Annotated in this window: 13 protein-coding genes; 9 read left to right on the top strand and 4 right to left on the bottom strand. The window is 70.5% G+C overall.

Features of this window, described 5'->3' with window-relative positions; translation table 11 throughout:
• The first annotated feature begins 4 nt into the window (after positions 1-4).
• The 6 genes from ACLBX8_RS16360 to ACLBX8_RS16335 all read left to right on the top strand — a co-directional run bounded on the left by ACLBX8_RS16360 (position 5) and on the right by ACLBX8_RS16335 (position 6279).
• The gene (locus ACLBX8_RS16360) at positions 5-1135 is read left to right on the top strand and encodes an acyl-CoA dehydrogenase family protein (protein ID WP_447698948.1); all 1131 of its coding nucleotides are present in this window, start codon (positions 5-7) and stop codon (positions 1133-1135) included.
• A gap of 16 nt (positions 1136-1151) precedes the next feature.
• Positions 1152-2408 carry a CaiB/BaiF CoA transferase family protein gene (locus ACLBX8_RS16355; RefSeq protein WP_447698949.1) on the top strand — a complete coding sequence of 419 codons (1257 nt, stop codon included), beginning with the start codon at positions 1152-1154 and terminating at the stop codon, positions 2406-2408.
• Positions 2405-3214 carry an enoyl-CoA hydratase/isomerase family protein gene (locus tag ACLBX8_RS16350; RefSeq protein WP_447698950.1) on the top strand — a complete coding sequence of 270 codons (810 nt, stop codon included), beginning with the start codon at positions 2405-2407 and terminating at the stop codon, positions 3212-3214. Before ACLBX8_RS16355 ends, ACLBX8_RS16350 begins: the two co-directional genes overlap by 4 nt.
• A 170-nt stretch (positions 3215-3384) precedes the next feature.
• On the top strand, positions 3385-4386 hold the full coding sequence (locus tag ACLBX8_RS16345) for a TRAP transporter substrate-binding protein (RefSeq protein WP_447698951.1): 1002 nt from the start codon (positions 3385-3387) through the stop codon (positions 4384-4386).
• Between the two features lie 25 nt (positions 4387-4411).
• On the top strand, positions 4412-4999 hold the full coding sequence (locus ACLBX8_RS16340) for a TRAP transporter small permease (RefSeq protein ID WP_447698952.1): 588 nt from the start codon (positions 4412-4414) through the stop codon (positions 4997-4999).
• A complete protein-coding gene (locus tag ACLBX8_RS16335) occupies positions 4996-6279 on the top strand; it encodes a TRAP transporter large permease (RefSeq protein WP_056533341.1) in 1284 nt (427 codons plus the stop codon). Before ACLBX8_RS16340 ends, ACLBX8_RS16335 begins: the two co-directional genes overlap by 4 nt.
• 134 nt (positions 6280-6413) lie before the next feature.
• On the opposite strand, the gene glpT is transcribed toward ACLBX8_RS16335, so the two are convergent.
• The 3 genes from glpT to ACLBX8_RS16320 form a co-directional block, all read right to left on the bottom strand.
• Positions 6414-7754, bottom strand: coding sequence for a glycerol-3-phosphate transporter (glpT, locus tag ACLBX8_RS16330; protein WP_020093148.1), 1341 nt, complete (start codon positions 7752-7754; stop codon positions 6414-6416).
• Between the two features lie 256 nt (positions 7755-8010).
• Complete coding sequence (gene glpD, locus ACLBX8_RS16325; protein WP_447681564.1) at positions 8011-9516, bottom strand: glycerol-3-phosphate dehydrogenase; 1506 nt, start codon at positions 9514-9516, stop codon at positions 8011-8013.
• Between the two features lie 97 nt (positions 9517-9613).
• Positions 9614-10375, bottom strand: a complete 762-nt coding sequence (locus ACLBX8_RS16320) for a DeoR/GlpR family DNA-binding transcription regulator (RefSeq protein ID WP_020093146.1) — start codon at positions 10373-10375, stop codon at positions 9614-9616.
• A gap of 218 nt (positions 10376-10593) precedes the next feature.
• Between ACLBX8_RS16320 and ACLBX8_RS16315 the strand changes: the two genes are divergently transcribed.
• The 3 genes from ACLBX8_RS16315 to fixJ all read left to right on the top strand — a co-directional run bounded on the left by ACLBX8_RS16315 (position 10594) and on the right by fixJ (position 16207).
• Positions 10594-13932: a PAS domain S-box protein gene (locus tag ACLBX8_RS16315; RefSeq protein WP_447698953.1), complete on the top strand. Its 3339-nt coding sequence runs from the start codon at positions 10594-10596 to the stop codon at positions 13930-13932.
• A gap of 114 nt (positions 13933-14046) precedes the next feature.
• Positions 14047-15600, top strand: a complete 1554-nt coding sequence (locus ACLBX8_RS16310; protein WP_447698954.1) for a PAS domain S-box protein — start codon at positions 14047-14049, stop codon at positions 15598-15600.
• The gene (gene fixJ, locus ACLBX8_RS16305; protein WP_091978125.1) at positions 15590-16207 is read left to right on the top strand and encodes a response regulator FixJ; all 618 of its coding nucleotides are present in this window, start codon (positions 15590-15592) and stop codon (positions 16205-16207) included. Before ACLBX8_RS16310 ends, fixJ begins: the two co-directional genes overlap by 11 nt.
• Positions 16208-16302: 95 nt before the next feature.
• Here fixJ and efeB read toward each other — a convergent pair whose 3' ends face one another.
• Positions 16303-17544, bottom strand: a complete 1242-nt coding sequence (gene efeB, locus ACLBX8_RS16300) for an iron uptake transporter deferrochelatase/peroxidase subunit (RefSeq protein WP_447699059.1) — start codon at positions 17542-17544, stop codon at positions 16303-16305.
• Positions 17545-17616 lie beyond the last annotated feature (72 nt).

Raw genomic sequence — 17616 nt, 5'->3', positions numbered from 1 at the left:
CCGGATGGAGCACGCCGAGGCCGGCGACGCGGTCGACGGGATCGTCCTCGATCAGGTCGAGCGGCTGCTCGCCCAGCACCTCACGCCGGCGCTGCTGGCCGCCTGCGACGGGGCCGCGGGCGCGGCCGCAAGGGCGGCGGATCTCTGGCCGGCGCATCTCTGGACGGCGCTCGCCGAGAGCGGCCTGCCGCTGGTGCTGGTGCCCGAGGCGGAGGGCGGGATCGGCCTCGCCGCCGCCACCGCCGCCCGGCTGATCCGGCGCTGCGGCCGGGCCGCCCTCCCCCTGCCCCTGCCGGAGACCGTCGCGGGCGCGGCGCTCTGGGTCGCCGCGGGGGGACAGGCGGGCGACGGCGCCCTGTCGCTGGCCCCGGGCGGTGGCCCCGTGCGGATCGCGCCGCACGCGGAGGGCTTCGTCCTGGACGGACGGGTCGCGCAGGTGCCCTGGGGCGGTTCGGCCGCGGCCCTCCTCCTCGACGCCGTCGACGCGGCCGGCATCCCGCACCTCGTGCGGATCGCCGCGCCCGGGACGCTCCGCGACACGCACCACAACCTCGCCGGCGAGCCGCGTGACACCCTCGATCTGACCGGCTGCACCGTCGCGGCCGCCGACGTCCGGGCCGCGCCGGGCTGGGCCGCCGGAGCGGACGCGCCGTCCGTCGAATCCGTCGGCGCCTGGGTCCGGGCGCAGCAGATGGTGGGCGCCCTGGAGACCTGCCTCGGCTTGGCCCTCGCTCACGCCCAGGAGCGGCAGCAATTCGGCCGGCCGCTCGCCAAGTTCCAGGCGATCCAGCACATGCTGGCCGAGGCCGCGGGCCATGTCGCCGCCGCGACCGCAGCCGCCGACCTTGCCGCCGCCTGCTGGGGCGACCCCCGCTTCGTCCTCGCCACCGCCATCGCCAAGGCGCGCTGCGGCGAGGCGGCGGGCCACGTCGCGGCGATCGGCCACCAGATTCATGGGGCCATGGGCTTCACCCAGGAGCACCCGCTTCACCGCGCGACGCGACGGCTGTGGTCCTGGCGCGACGAGTTCGGATCCGACGCCCTCTGGCAGGAGCGGATCGGGCGCGCGGTCTGCGCGGGCGGCGGCGCGGCCCTCTGGCCGATGCTGGTCCGCCTGCGCGGCGGCGCCGGCTGAGATGGGAGACCTGTTCGTGCCGGATCACTCCGCCGAGACTCATCCCGCAGAGACGAACACGGCCGGGCCGCTCGCGGGCGTGCGGGTGGTCGACCTGACCAGCGTGATCATGGGGCCCTCGGCGACGCATATCCTCGCCGATCTCGGCGCCGACGTGATCAAGATCGAGACGCCGGAGGGCGATTCCTTCCGGCATTACCGGCCGGCCCGGGGCGCCGGGATGGGCGGCAACTTCCTGCACCTCAACCGCAACAAGCGCAGCGTCCGCCTCGACCTGAAGCGGGCCGCGGCGCGGGCCGCCCTCGACCGGCTGATCGCCACGGCCGACGTCTTCGTCCACTCCATGCGGCCCGACGCGATCCTGCGCCTGGGCTACGGCTACGCGCGGGTGCGCACGCTTAACGCCGACATCGTCTACTGCGGCGCCTACGGGTTCGGGGCCGACGGTCCCTACGCCCACAAGGCGGCCTACGACGACCTGATCCAGGCGGGCTCGGGCCTCGCGGCGCTCCAGACCGCCGCCTATGGCCAGCCCGGGTACCTGCCCACGGTGCTGTGCGACAAGATCGCCGGGCAGGCCATCGCCTGCGCGATCCTCGCCGCCCTCTACGAGCGCCGGGCCGGCGGCGGCGGGCAGGCGGTCGAGGTGCCGATGTTCGAGACCATGGTGGAGTTCAACTTCGTCGAGCACATGGTCGGCTACGCCTTCGAGCCGCCGCTCGGTCCGCCGGGCTTCAACCGGGTCTTGAGCCCGCGGCGCAAGCCCTACCGGACCCGGGACGGCCACGCCTGCATCCTGCCCTATTCCGACCGGAACTGGCGCGACTTCTTCATCCACACCGGCCGGCTCGAGTTCGTGGACGATCCCCGCTTCGCGCCGCTCGCCGTGCGGGTGGAGAACATCGAGATCCTCTACGCCCTGGTCGAGGAGGAGGCGGCGCGCCGGACCACCGCCGAATGGGTGGCGTTCTGCGACTCGGTGAGCATCCCGTGCATGCCGGTCCTCGGCCTGGAGGACCTGCCGGAGGACGCGCACCTGAAGGCGGTCGGCTTCTTCGGCAGTGCCGAGCACCCGAGCGAGGGGCGCTACCGCACCATGCGCCGGCCGGTCTCGTTCAGCGGCAGCCGCTTCGCGATCCGCCACCACGCCCCGCGGCTCGGCGAGCACACCGCCGAGGTCCTGGCCGAGGCCGGGCTCGAACCGGCCGAGATCGCCGCCCTGATGGACGCGCCGGACAAGCCCGACACCGCGCCCCTGGAGGCCGCCCGATGAGTGCTGAAGCCGAGACCGAACCCCACGGCGCGGGCGAGGACCTGCTGTTCTCCGTCGCCGAGGGCGTAGCCACCATCACGCTGAACCGGCCCGAGCGGAAGAACGCCTTCACCTTCCCGATGATCGAAGCCTGGACGGCTGCCCTGCAGCGCTGCCGCGCCGACGCGGCGATCCGCGTCGTGGTGGTGACCGGCGCGGGCTCGGCCTTCTGCAGCGGCGGCGACATCGTCGAGATGGGCGAGCGCCTCGACCAGCCGCCGGCCCGGCGCAAGGAGGAGCTCTACGGGCGAATTCAGCGCATCCCGCTGACGCTGGAGGATCTCGACAAGCCGGTGATCGCCGCCCTGAACGGCGTGGCCACCGGCGCCGGCCTCGACCTCGCCCTGATGTGCGACCTGCGCTTCGCCGCCAGGAGCGCCCGCTTCGCCGAGACCTACGTGCGGGTCGGCCTCGTCCCCGGCGCGGGCGGCGCCCATTTCCTGCCCCGCCTCGTCGGGACCGCGAAGGCGCTGGAGCTGTTCTTCACCGGCGATTTCGTCGATGCCGACGAGGCCCTGCGGATAGGCCTCGTCAACGGCGTCCACGCCGACGCGGACCTGATGCCGGCCGTGGCGGCGCTGGCGCGGAAAATCGCCAAGGCGCCGCCGCTGACGCTGAGCCTGATCAAGCGCGCGGTCTACCAGGGCATGCGCAACGACCTGCGCACCAACCTAGACCTGATCTCCTCGCACTACGCCGTCGTCACCGCGACGCCCGAGCATCGGGAGGCCGTGCAGGCTTTCATCGGGGGGCGCGACAGGACCTGACGCGTCGGGCCCCGGTCCCATTGCCGCCCGCATCAAGACCAAAACGTTTGTGCGGGCGACATCTTCCCCCCGGCGTCGCACTTTCGCGCTTGTCGCCACCGCGCCCACCTGCAAGTCTATCCAAAATTCAATCCGCGCAACGACGCGGAGCTAACGTCTGGGAGGACGCGATGACGGCTCGGATACTCGGTGCGCTCGTGTGTGCGCTCGCCTTCGTCACGCCGGCCGCGGCGCAGAGCCCCATCGTCATCAAGTTCAGCCACGTCACCACCACCGACACGCCCAAGGGCCAGGGCGCCGAGCGGTTCAGGCAGCTCGCCGAGGAGCGCACCAAGGGCGCGGTCAAGGTCGAGATCTACCCCAACAGCACGCTCTACAAGGACAAGGAGGAGGTGGAGATGCTCCAGCTCGGCGCCGTGCAGATGCTGGCGCCGTCCACGAGCAAATTCGGACCCCTCGGCGTGAAGGAGTTCGAGGCCTTCGACCTGCCCTACATCTTCCCCAACGAGCAGGTGCTGCGGCGCGTCCAGGACGGACCGATCGGCCAGGGCCTGTTCAAGAAGCTCGAGACCAAGGGGATCAAGGGGCTCGGCTACTGGGACAACGGCTTCAAGATCCTCACCGCCAACAAGCCGATGCACGCCCCCGAGGACGTGAAGGGCCTGAAGTTCCGGATCCAGTCCTCGAAGGTTCTGGAGGCGCAGTTCAAGCAGCTCGGGGCGCTGCCGCAGGTGCTCGCCTTCTCCGAACTCTACCAGGCGCTGCAGACCGGCGTGGTCGACGGCCAGGAGAACCCGCCGTCGAACGTGACGACCCAGAAGCTCAACGAGGTGCAGAAGCACGCCACGCTGACCTATCACGGCTACATCGGCTACGCGGTCATCGTGAACAAGGGCTTCTGGGACGGGCTGCCGGCCGACATCCGCACCACGCTCGAGGGCGCCATCAAGGATGCGACCGCCTACGAGCACGAGATCGCCGACAAGCAGAATGAGAAGGCGCTCGCCGACATCCGCGCCACCGGCAAGACCGAGGTCTACACGCCGACTGATGCCGAGAACGCCGCGTGGCGCAAGGCCCTGGCGCCGGTCCAGCGCGAGATGGCCTCCCGCGTCGGCAAGGATCTGGTCGCGGCGCTGAACAAGGAAGCAGAGGCGGCGCCGAACAACTGATCCCGCCGCCGCGCCCGGACCGACCATGTTGCTGAAACTGCTCGATCGGCTCGAAGAGGTGCTGATCGGAACCCTGATGGCGGCCGCGACCGTCATCACCTTCGCCACGGTGGTGCACCGGTTCCTCTCCGGCATCCCGGCGCTGCAGGACTACACCGACCGGATCGACTTCGGCTGGTCGCAGGAACTGTGCATCTACATGTTCATCTGGGTCGCGAAGTTCGGCGCGGCCTACGGCGTGCGCACCGGCATCCACGTCGGCGTCGACGTGCTGGTCAACCGCCTGCCGCCGGGCGCGCGCCGGGTGATGGTCCTGATCAGCCTCGCGGCGGGCGCGCTGTTCACCGGGATCGTCGGCACGCTCGGCACGAACTTCGTCTGGCGCATCGGCCACACCGACCAGACGACGCCCGACATGGAGATCCCGGTCTGGATCGTCTACCTCGCGATCCCACTCGGCTCCTACCTGATGTGCTTCCGCTTCCTGCAGGTCGCGTGGAGCTACTGGAAGACCGGACACTTGCCCGCCCGCGACCACGCCCATGTCGACGGCGTCCCGACCGTCGAGGGTGTCGACCCGATCCAGCTCGGCCGCGAGGGAGGCCCCGCATGAGCGGCCTGATCATCTTCGGGCTACTCATCGCCCTCATGCTCACCGGCATGCCGATCTCGATCGCGCTCGGCCTGACGGTGCTGACCTTCCTGTTCACCCTCACGCAGGTGCCGATCGAGAGCGTCGCGCTCAAGCTGTTCACCGGGATCGAGAACTTCTCGATCATGGCGATCCCGTTCTTCATCCTCGCCGGCAACTTCCTGGCCCATGGCGGCGTGGCGCGGCGGATGATCGCCTTCACGACCTCCCTCGTCGGGCACTGGCCGGGCGGCCTCGGGCTCGCGGGCGTGGTCGCCTGCGCGCTGTTCGCCGCCGTGTCGGGATCGAGCGTGGCGACGGTCGTGGCGATCGGCTCGATCATCCTGCCCGCCATGGTCGCGGAGGGGTATCCGCGCCGCTTCGGCGCCGGGGTGATCACCACCTCGGGAGCGCTCGGCATCCTCGTGCCGCCCTCGATCATCCTCGTGCTCTACGGGGTGTCGACGAATTCCTCGATCGGCAACCTGTTCCTCGCCGGTGTGATGCCCGGCATCGTCCTGTCGGCCATGCTGGCGAGCGTCACCTTCGTCATCGCCAAGCGCCGCGGCTATCCGCGCATGCCGAAGGCGTCCTGGGCCGAGCGCCTGCGCGCCTTCCGCGAGAGCGCCTGGGGCCTGTTCCTCGTGGTGATGGTGATCGGCGGCATCTACGCCGGCATCTTCACCCCGACCGAGGCGGCCGCGACGGCGGCCGTCTACGCCTTCGTCATCGCGGTGTTCGTCTACCGGGACCTGAAGCTGTCGGACGTGCCCCGCGTGCTCCTCGCGTCCGCCAACATGAGCGCGATGCTGCTCTACATCATCACCAACGCGGTGCTGTTCTCGTTCCTGATGACGTCGGAGAACATCCCGCAGACGATGGCGGCGTGGCTGATCGCCATGAACTTCAGCCCGCTGGTCTTCCTGCTCGTCGTCAACATCATCCTGCTGATCGCCGGCAACGTGATGGAGCCGTCCTCGATTCTGCTGATCATGGCGCCGATCCTGTTCCCGATCGCGGTCAAGCTCGGGATCGACCCGATCCATTTCGGGATCATCATGGCGGTCAACATGGAGGTCGGCCTGTGCCACCCGCCGGTCGGGCTCAACCTCTACGTGGCGAGCGGGATCGCCCATATGGGCATCTCCGAGCTGACCGTCGCCGTACTGCCCTGGCTGCTGACGATGCTGGCCTTCCTGGTCCTAGTGACCTACTGGCCCGCCCTGTCCCTGTGGCTCCCGCGGGCGCTCGGGGCGATGTGACGGCCTGACGACCGGCGGAAGGACCTGACCGTCACGCTCGGCGCCGGGACGGCCGCTCCGGGCGCCCGTCCCGATCGCACCGGCACGGGCCGGCAGGAAGCCTGAGCATCCCTGCCGTGTCCGGAAACCGCCGCTCAGGCAGGCTGCGCGACCGCGGTGCTGCTGTGCCGCAGGGTCAGCGACAGGCAGACGATGGCGAGGACGCAGGCCGCCAGCAGGAGAATGAAGCAGCCGTTCCAGCCGTAATGGTCGGTCGTGTAGCCGACCAGCGCGCTCGCCGCGACGGAGCCGCCGAGATACCCGAACAGGCCCGTGAAGCCCGCCGCCGTCCCGGCCGCCTTCTTCGGCACGAGCTCGAGGGCCTGGAGGCCGATCAGCATCACCGGCCCGTAGATCAGGAAGCCGATGCAGATCAGGGCCGCGAGGTCGACGCCCGGATTACCCTCGGGATTGAGCCAGTAGACCAGCGTCGCCGCCATGACGCCGAACATGAACACCACGCCCGTCGCGCCCCGGTTGCCGCGGAACAGCTTGTCGGACAGCCAGCCGCAGAGAAGGGTACCGGGAATGCCGGCCCACTCGTAGAGGAAGTATGCCCAGGAGGTCTTGTCGACCGAGAAGTGCTTGGCCTCCTTCAGGTAGGTCGGCGCCCAGTCCAGCACGCCGTAGCGGAGCAGGTAGACGAAGACGTTGGCGAAGGCGATGTACCAGAGCATCCGGTTCTTCAGCACGTGCTCGACGAAGATCTCGCGCGTGGAGAACTCGCGCTCGTGGTTCGCGTCGTAGCCGTCCGGATAATCGTCCTTCCAGGCCTCCACGGAGGGCAGCCCGCAGGATTGCGGCGTGTCGCGCATGGTGATGAAGGCGAAGACCGCGACGCCGAGCGCCACGGCGGCGGGCACGTAGAACGCCGCGTGCCAGTCGTTGAACCAGGCCAGGCCGAGCAGGAAGAGCGGGCCGATCAGGCCACCGCCGACATTGTGCGCCACGTTCCAGACCGAGACGACGCCGCCGCGCTCCTTCTGGGACCACCAGTGCACCATCGTGCGGCCGCTCGGCGGCCAACCCATGCCCTGGAACCAGCCGTTGAGGAACAGCAGGACGAACATGATGCCGACGCTGGAGGTCGCCCAGGGCACGAAGCCGAACAGGAACATCACCAGCGCCGAGAGCACGAGGCCGATCGGCAGGAAGTAGCGCGGGTTGGAGCGGTCCGAGACCATGCCCATCAGGAACTTGGACAGGCCGTACGCGATCGCGACGGCGGAGAGCGCGGTGCCGAGCTCACCGCGGCTGTAGCCCTGCTCGACGAGGTAGGGCATCGCCAGCGAGAAGTTCTTGCGCAGCAGGTAATAGCCCGCATAGCCGAGAAAGATGCCCGCGAAGATCTGCCAGCGCAGCTTGCGGTAGGTCGGATCGACGCGATCCGTCTGGATGGGTGGCCTGTGGGCCGCGGGAGCGAGAAAGCCGATCATGGCGCGCCTTGGTGCTTGAGACCGCGGATGGACCCGGGCTCATCCCGGGCGCATCTCGGATTGGACGGGGTGCTGAGGTGCAGCGCTCAGCGTCGCGCCGTATCGGCGCGCCGACGCGCGATCCGCGCGTCCGGTCTCGACCTGTGGCGATGGTGGACGGCATGGTCCGGTCGCGGCATCGTTTCCTCCTGTGATGCGGCGCCTCTCCGGCTCGGCCGGGTCGCCGTCTCTCGGTCTCGCTGCGTCCTTGCCGGTCTCAGACGGCGGCGGCCATCGCGCCGTCGGTGCGGCCGGTCATGGACGCGATCCGCGCTCGGAGCGCCGCGACCTCGTCGGGCGAGAAGGCGAGACCGAGCTTCGACCGGCGCCAGAGAACGTCCTCGGCGGTGCGGGCCCATTCCCGGTCCATCATCCAGCGCAGCTCGCCCTCGTGGAGGCCGTGTCCCAGATCGGGTCCCAGATTCGAGGCGATGCGCAGCGCGTCCGTCCCGTAGGCGGCCACCATGCGCTGGACCGTGGCGGCGCCGAGCCGGGGCGCGGCGCGGGCGAGGCGCGCCTCGAGCTCGGCCACCCCGTCCACCGGGAAATCGCCACCCGGCAGTGCGGCGCCTCCGGTCCACGAGCGGCCGCGCGCCCCGAGGCGCTGACCGATCTCCTTCAGGGCATCCTCGGCCAGCTTGCGGTAGGTGGTGATCTTGCCGCCGAAGATGTTCAGCACCGCCGCCTCGCCGGCCGCGCCGTCCGTCTTCAGCACGTAGTCGCGCGTCGCCTCCTGCGCCGCGGAGGCGTGATCGTCGTAGAGGGGGCGCACCCCCGAGAAGGTCCAGACGATGTCGTCCCGGCGAAGCGGCGTCGCGAAGTACTCGCTGGCGGCGCTCAGGAGATACTCGATTTCCTCCTCGGTGATCGCCGCGTCGGCGGGATCGCCGGAGAAGTCACGGTCCGTCGTGCCGACGAGCGTCGTGTCGTTCGCGTAGGGGATCGCGAAGATGATGCGCCCGTCCGCGTTCTGGAAGATGAAGGCCCGGTCGTGGTCGTAGAGCTTGCGCAACACGATGTGCGAGCCCTGCACGAGGCGCACGTGCTTGGCCTCGCTCCGGCCAAGCGGGCCCTGGATCACCCGGTCGACCCAGGGGCCGGCCGCGTTGACAAGGAAGCGCGCGGCGATCTCCTCCTCGCGGCCGGTCCGAAGCTCGCGCCGGACGATGCGCCAGAGATCGCCCTCGCGCCGGACCGAGACGACGCGGGTCCCCACCGCGATCTCGGCGCCCCGCGCCTCGGCGTCGCGCGCGTTGAGCACCACAAGGCGCGTGTCGTCGACGCGCGCGTCCGAGTACTCGAAGCCGCGCCGGAACTCGGATTTGAGCGGGGCGCCGACCGGGCCGGAGAGGTCCACGGGGCGCGTGCCGGGCAGGCGCTTGCGGCCGCCGAGATGGTCGTAGAGGAACAGGCCGATCCGCAGCAGCCAGGCCGGACGCAGGCCCGCGTGGAGCGGCAGGACGAAGCGCAGCGGGCGCACGATGTGGGGCGCGATCCCCCAGAGCACCTCGCGCTCGGCCAGCGCCTCCCGCACGAGGCGGAACTCGTAGTGCTCCAGGTAGCGCAGGCCGCCGTGGATCAGCTTGGTCGACCATGACGAGGTGCCGCTGCCCAGGTCATTCTGCTCGGTCAGCGACACCGAGTATCCTCGGCCGGCCGCGTCCCGCGCGATGCCGCAGCCGTTGATCCCCCCGCCGATGACGGCAACGTCGAACGTCCGCATGATCCTCCCCCTCTCGTGCCGCGGCGTCGGACGCGCGGCTGCGAAAGCAGAGGAATTGAATACGAAACCAAAGGAAAGTCAATCGAAACCAATACGCTCAGCGACCGGTTTCGACGAGCCGCACTCCGGACGCGCGGCACAGGTCGCGCAGCGTGTCGCTCGGGCAGCGATCGGTCACGAAGGTGCCGACCTGGCTGAGTTGGGCGAGCCGGACCGGCGCGCTGCGCTCGAACTTGGTGGAATCGGCGACCAGCACGACGTGGCGCGCGTTGGCGATGATCGCCTGCGCGACCCGGACCTCGCGATAGTCGAAGTCGAGGAGGGCCCCGTCCTCGTCGATAGCCGAGGCCCCGATCACCGCGAAATCGACCTTGAACTGGCGGATGAAATCCACCGCCGCCTCCCCGACGATCCCCCCGTCCGAGCGGCGGATCAGGCCACCCGCCACGATGCACTCGATCTCCGGGCTGGGCCGCAGGGCGAGCGCGACGTTGAGGTTGTTGGTGATGACCATGAGGCCGGAATGGCTCAGCAGCGCCCGGGCGACGGCCTCGGTGGTGGTGCCGATATTGATGAACAGCGAGGAGCGGTCCGGGATCAGGTCGGCGGCCGCGCGCGCGATCGCCGCCTTCTCGGGCGCCGCGATCGCGTTGCGTGCCTCGTAGTCGAGGTTCTCGGCGCCCGCGCCGAGCACCGCCCCGCCGTGGATGCGCGAGAGGAGGCGCGCGTCGCACAGGTCATTCAGGTCCTTCCGGATGGTCTGCACGCTGACCGCGAACCGGCCGGACAGGGCATCGACCGAGACGCGCCCCTCGGTCCGGGCGACGTCCATGATCGCGTTCTGACGCTCCGAGAGCATGCCTTCAGACCTCCGCGCGGCGAAAACGAAACCGGTTTCGGTGCGAACGCGCGAACGATGCCGGAAAGCGAAGGCGCGCTCTGAACCGGCCTTCACGCCTAGCGGATTCACCTCCGGGAGGAAACGTCCGGACCCCGCGGCCCGGCCCGGCGGATGTTGACGATGCGCACCCGCGCGTCGACAAGCGCCGCGATGGAACGGTTTCGGTATTCGCATCGATGACGCGCGCGGCCGTCCCGCAGAACTGGTCTCCGGTCGGAGGCGGAGATCTCGGCGACCTGATCCGCGATCATGACTGGGCGGCGACGCCGCTCGGGGCCATCGCCTCCTGGCCCGCGCCCGTCCGGACCATCGTCCAGACCCTGCTGCTCTCGCCGGTCCCGACGGTGGCGATCTGGGGAAGCGACGGGATCCTGGTCTACAACCGGGGCTACGCGGAGGTCTGCGGCCCGCGCCATCCGGAGGCCCTCGGCGGGCGTCTCCTGGAACTCTGGCCGGAAGCCCGCACCTTCAACGCGCACGTGATCGCCAGCGGCCTGTCCGGTCGCCCGCTCAACTTCCGCGCCCAGGAACTGGAGCTCTGGCGACACGGGCATCCGGAGACGGTCTGGATGGACCTCGACTACACGCCCATCCTGGACGACGACGGGACGCCGATCGGCACGCTCGCCACGGTGCGCGACATCACCGAGCGCGTCCTCAGCGAGCGTCGGATCGCCGAGAACGAGAGCCGCCTCGGCTTCCTCGACCAGCTGGGCCAGGCAACCGCGAACGCCCACGACGCCGGCACGATCCTGGAGATCACCACGCGCTGCGTCGGCGCACACCTGAACCTGTCGAATTGCGCCTACGCCGACATGGATCCGGACGGCGACGGCTTCACCATCCGCGGCAACTGGCACGTGCCGACGGCGCCCTCGATCCTCGGGCACTACAGCCTCGCCGATTTCGGCGCCCTGGCCGTCCAGGAACTCAATGCCGGCCGGCCGCTCATCATCAACGACAACGCCGCCGAGCTCGCCCCGCACGAGGCCGAGGCCTTCCGGGCGATCGGGATCGCGGCCACCATCTGCATGCCGCTGGTGAAGGACGGACGGCTCGCCGCCCTGATGGCCGTCCACCACGCGCGGCCCCACCGCTGGTCGCGCGCCGAGCTCGCGCTCATCCGCGAAGCGACCGAGCGCTGCTGGGCGCATATCGAGCGTGTCGGCGCGGAGGCGAGCCTGCGGCTCAGCGAGGCGCGGCTCCGCGCCCTGGTCCACGCGACCTCCGACGTGGTCTACCGCATGAGCCCGGACTGGCAGGAGATGCGCCAGCTCCACGGCCGCGGCTTCCTGTCCGACATGGCGGAGCCGAGCGTGCGCTGGCTCGACCGCTACGTCGATCCGGCCGACAGGCCCGAGGTCATGGCCGCCGTCAACGACGCGGTCAGCCGCAAGGGCCTGTTCGAACTCGAGCACCGGGTTCGGCGCGCCGACGGCGGCGTCGGCTGGACGCTGTCGCGCGCGGTGCCGCTGATCGATTGGCACGGGACCGTCACCGAGTGGTTCGGGATGGCCAGCGACGTCACGTTCCGCCACGAGGCCGACGCGCGGCTCAGGGAGAGCGAGGCCCGCTTCCGCGCCATGGCGGACGACGCGCCGGTGATGACCTGGATCACCGACGAGACCGGGGCGTGCATCTACCTCAACCGGCGCTGGTACGAGTTTACCAGGCAGGCGGAGGCCGAGGCGCTCGGCCTCGGCTGGCTGGACGCGATCCATCCCGACGACCGCGCCCACTCCGAGCAGGTGTTCCTGGCGGCAAACGCCGACCGGGCGTCGTTCCGCCTCGAATACCGCCTCCGGGACGGGGACGGCCGGTACCGCTGGGCGCTCGACGCCGCGTCGCCGCGGTTCGCCTCCGACGGCGCGTTCCTCGGCTATTTCGGCTCGGTCATCGACATCGACGAGCGCCGCGAGGCCGAGGCGCGGCTGCGCACGCTGACCGACGTCGTGCCGGCCTTCGTCTGGTTCGCCTCGCCGGACGGCCGCCTGCATTACCTGAACGACCGCTGGTGCGCGTATACCGGCCTCGACACGCAGGCGTCGCTGCCCGATGGCTGGATCGAGGCGGTGCATCCGGACGATCGCGCGCGGACGGCGGCGGTCTGGGCGGACGCGCGCGAGCGGGGCGTCACCTACGAGATCGAGGTGCGCTATCGGCGGCACGACGGCGCGTATCGCTGGTACATGGCCCGGGCCGAACCGCTGCGCGATCCCGGGGGGACCATCACCGCCTGGTTCGGGACATCGACCGACATCCACGACCGCAAGCTGGCAGAAGACGGCCTGCGCGAGCTGAACGAGACCCTGGAGAGCCGTGTCGCCGAGCGCACCGGAGAGCTGCTCAAGACCGAGGAGGCGCTGCGCCAGTCGCAGAAGATGGAGGCCGTGGGCCAGCTCACCGGCGGCGTGGCGCACGACTTCAACAACCTGCTCACCATCATCCGCTCGTCCGTCGACTTCCTGCGCCGGCCCGAGCTGCCCGAGGCGCGCAAGGCCCGCTACCTCGACGCGGTGTCCGACACGGTCGATCGCGCCGCCAAGCTGACCGGCCAGCTTCTCGCCTTCGCCCGCCGCCAGACCCTGGACCCGCAGGTCTTCGACCTCGGCGACCGGTTGCGGGCCGTGGCCGAACTGCTCGACACGGTGACGGGCGCGCGGATCCGGGTCGTCACCGCGATCCCGGAAGTCTCCTGCGCCGTGCGCGCCGACCTGAGCCAGTTCGAGACGGCGCTGGTGAACATCGCCGTCAACGCGCGCGACGCGATGGACGGCGAGGGCACCCTCACGCTGCGATTGACCTGCACCTGCCCTCTGCCGGCGATCCGCGGGCACGCGGCGAGCGCGCGGCCGTTCGCGGCGATCGCGCTCACCGATACCGGCTCCGGCATCGCCCCGAACGTGCTGGACCGGATCTTCGAGCCGTTCTTCACCACCAAGGAGGTCGGCAAGGGGACGGGCCTGGGCCTGAGCCAGGTATTTGGCTTCGCGAAGCAGTCCGGCGGCGATGTCGCGGTCGAGAGCGTGCTCGACGCGGGGACGACCTTCACGCTCTACCTGCCCGAAGTCGCGGCCGAGTCCGCGCCGTACGCCGCCGTCGCCCCCGCGGAGCCGGCCTCCCCCATCGGTTCCGGCCAGCGCGTTCTGGTGGTGGAGGACAACGTCGAGGTCGGCACCTTCGCCACGCAGATTCTGGAAGATCTCGGTTACGAGACCACCTGGGCGGCGAATGCCGAGGAAGCCTTGGACCGGCTCGGACCCGAGGGAACGGAGTTCGACGTCGTGTTCTCGGACGTGGTGATGCCGGGGATGGGCGGGCTGGCCCTCGCGCAGGAACTCAGGCGCCGGATGCCGCGGCTTCCGGTGCTCCTGGCCTCAGGCTACAGCCACGTCCTCGCGCAGGACGGCGCGCACGGATTCTCGGTCCTGCACAAACCCTACTCGGCCGAGCAGCTCGGACGCCTGCTTCGGCAAGTCACCGCGCGGAAGCAGGGCGCGACGGCGACGCCGTGAGCTGCTGCGGCGCGCACGCGCGCCCTCCGGCTGTTTGCTGATGCAACCGGCGGTGTAAGACGGGCGCCGACGACCCGGAATGATGACGGTGCCGTCCCCCCGCGCGCGACTGACATGACGACGCCTGAACACCCATACGCGCCCGCCACCGGCGACGGCGGCCCGTTCGACGCCGAAGGCCTGCGGCTGACGCTCGACGAGGCCGGCATCTGCGGCTGGGCCCTCGACATCTCGACCGGGCGCGTCACGATCCTCCCGTCCTGCATCCGCCTGTTCGGCGTGCCGCCGGACCGTCTCACCACCCTGGACGAGATCCAGGCGCGCGTTCACCCGGACGACCGCGCCGCCCGGGCGGCGGCGATCGGGCGCGCGCTGACGGACGGCGAAAGCTACGAGATCGACTTCCGCGCCGTGCATCCCGATGGACGCGTTCACTGGTTACGCTCGCGCGGGCGCGTGCAGGTCGATGCCGGCGGCCGGCCGTGCCGGCACCGGGGCGTGGTCTTCAGCATCCACGCGCAGAAGCAGGCCGACGAGGAGTTGCGGGCGCGCGAGGCGCACCTGCGCTCGATCCTCGACACGGTGCCCGATGCGATGATCGTCATCGACGAGCAGGCGCAGATCAAGTCGTTCAGCGCGGCCGCCGTGCGCCAGTTCGGCTACGGCTCGGACGAGATGGTCGGGCGGAACGTCAGCGTGCTGATGCCGGAGCCGTACCGCAGCCAGCACGACGCCTACATGGCCCGCTACCTCCGGACGGGCGAGCGCCGGATCATCGGCATCGGCCGCGTCGTGGTCGGCCAGCGCAAGGACGGCTCGACCTTCCCCATGGAGCTGTCGGTCGGCGAGATGCGCTCGGGCGGCGAGCGCTACTTCACCGGCTTCATCCGCGACCTCACCGAGCGGAACGAGACCGAGACGCGCCTGCAGGAGCTGCAGTCCGAGCTGGTGCACATGTCGCGCTTCACCGCCCTCGGCGAGATGGCCTCGACCCTGGCCCACGAGATCAACCAGCCGCTGACGGCGATCGCGAGCTACCTGAAGGGCTGCCGCCGCCTCCTCGGGCGCATGGAAGGCCCCGAAGTGCCCCTGCTCGCCGACGCGGTGAATCAAGCGGCCGACCAGGCCCTGAGAGCCGGGCAGGTGATCCGGCACCTGCGGGATTTTGTGTCGCGCGGCGAGAGCGAGCGCCACATCGAGGGATTGCCGAAGCTGATCGAGGAAGCGAGCGCCCTGGCCCTCGTCGGCGCCAAGGAGAAGGGCGTGCGCGTCCGCTTCGATCTCGACCCGGACGCGCCCCTCGTGATGGCGGTCCGGATCCAGGTGCAGCAGGTCCTGCTCAACCTCATCCGCAACGCGATCGAGGCCATGCAGGACGTCGCCCGGCGCGACCTGACCGTCGCCACGCGGGCGCTGCCCGCCGAGGGCCTGGTCGAGGTGCGCGTGTCGGATACCGGGACCGGCATCGCGCCCGAGATCGCCGAGCAGCTCTTCCAGCCCTTCGTGACGACGAAGGCGAACGGCATGGGCGTCGGCCTGTCGATCTGCCGGACCATCGTCGAGGCCCACGGCGGCAAGATCCAGGCCGGACCCGGTCCGGACGGCGGGACGACCTTCCGCTTCACCCTGCGCACCTTCGACCGCGAGGAGATGGCTCATGTCGAGTGACGCGCCCGTGCACATCGTGGACGACGATCTCGCGGTGCGTCAGGCGCTGGCCTTCCTGCTAGCGACCGACGGGCTGACCGTCCGCGTCCATGATTCCGCGACCGCCTTCCTGGCGGCGGAGCCCGAGCGCGTCGGCTGCGTCGTCACCGACGTGCGCATGCCCGGCATCGACGGCGTCGAGCTCCTGCACCGCCTCCGTCAGCGGGGCAGCCTGCCGCCGGTCATCGTCATGACGGGCCACGCGGACGTCGCCCTCGCGGTCGCGGCCATGAAGGCCGGCGCGGTCGACTTCATCGAGAAGCCGTTCGACGACGAGGTGCTCCTCGCCAGCATCCGCTCGGCCCTGGCGCGCTCGGACCGGACGGCCAAGCGCGCGTCCGAGCGCGACGCGGTGCGGGCGCGCCTGGCCGAATTGACCGAGCGCGAGCGGCAGGTGCTGGAGGGACTGATCGCCGGCAAGGCCAACAAGGTGATCGGCCTCGATCTCGGCATCAGCCCGCGGACGGTGGAGATCTACCGGGCGAACGTCATGTCCAAGCTCCAGGCCGGCAGCCTTTCCGAACTCGTCCGCATGGCCCTGATCGCGGGGCAGACGGACGGCGACTGAGCGCGGGAGCGGTCCCGCGGGCGGCCGGTCTCTCGGGCGCCCCGGGCGCAGCATCCGGGGGCGGTGGTCCGAGCCGGGATCCGCGTCGACGCCGTCTAGGTCGTGGCCAGCATGCCTTCCCCGAGGAAGGAGCCGGGCCCCGGCACGCCGGGCAGAGCGAAGAAATAGCCGCCGCCGATCGGGCGGATGTACTCTTCGAGCCCCTCGCCGGACAGACGGTTCTGCACGGTGATGAATCCGGCGGCGAGGTCGGCCTGGTAGCAGACGAACAGCAGGCCCATGTCGAGCTGGCCGGCGGCGGTCAGCCCGCGGGAATAGTTGTAGCTGCGGCGCAGGATCAGGCTGCCCTCGGTGCCCGGCAGGCGCGGATTGGCGAGACGGATATGGGCCGCGAGCGAGATCGCCTCGCCGTCCGGGTCGGCGGCGTAGTCGGGGACGTCGCGCTCGTGTCCCTGCCGGAGCGGCGCGCCGCTGCCCTTGTGCCGCCCGATGATGGCCTCCTGCTCGCCGAGCGGCGTGCGGTCCCAGCGCTCGACGAGGGTGCGGATGATCCGCACGACCTGGTAGCTTCCGCCCGTCGTCCAGGCCGGCTCGTCCTGCCCCGCTCCGACCCAGACGTAACGGTCCATCATCCGGAGGTCCCGCACGTCGAGGTTGGCGGTGCCGTCCTTGAAGCCGAGCATGTTGCGCACGGTGTCGGCCCCCATGGTCTTCACCACGTGGGGCGGGAGGAAGCCCTCCATCTTCCAGCGCGGCGTGAGGAGGCCGGGCGTCGCCTTGATGACGTCGCGCAGGGCGTGGATGTTGGTCTCGGCGGTGTTCGAGCAGAACTGGATCAGCAGGTCGCCGTGGCACTGCGCCGGGTCGAGGGCGTCGTTGGGGAAGCGCTCCATCGGCCCGAGATGGCGCGGGCGAGCGCGACCCAGGCCGAACCGGTAATCGAACAGGCTCGCGCCGACCGAGACGGTGGCGGTGAGATTGTCCGGGAGGATGGTCGGCCCGAGGATGCCGGAATTGCGCGGCGGGAGCTGCGGGTGAAGATCGGGCACGGCACCGCCGCGCGTCAGGAAAGCGAGGCGCTCGGTGAGCGTCCGGAACAGGTGGGGCAGCTCGCCGCGCCGCTCGGCCAGCACGTCGAAGGCGACGTACAGGGCGGCGGCCGGCTGCGGGGTGACGATCCCGGCCTGGTGGGGGCCGTAGAAGGGCTGAGCGAGGAGCGTCCCTTCCGTGGCGATGGTCGGCGTGGCGTCCTCGGCCCGGGCCGGGCCGAGGAGCGCGGCGGCTCCGAGTCCGCCGAGAAGCTGGCGGCGGGTGGTGACCGGTGACGGAAAACGCATCATCGCTCGGCAAGGTCTGTGTGTGTTGCCCCCTGTAGCCTCGAACAAAGGCCACAGGGCGGCACCTCGACA

It is taken from the genome of Methylobacterium sp. D48H (genome assembly GCF_053345715.1).
The sequence above is the reverse complement of the archived record's forward strand: the minus strand, read 5'-3'. Positions and strand labels throughout refer to the sequence as shown.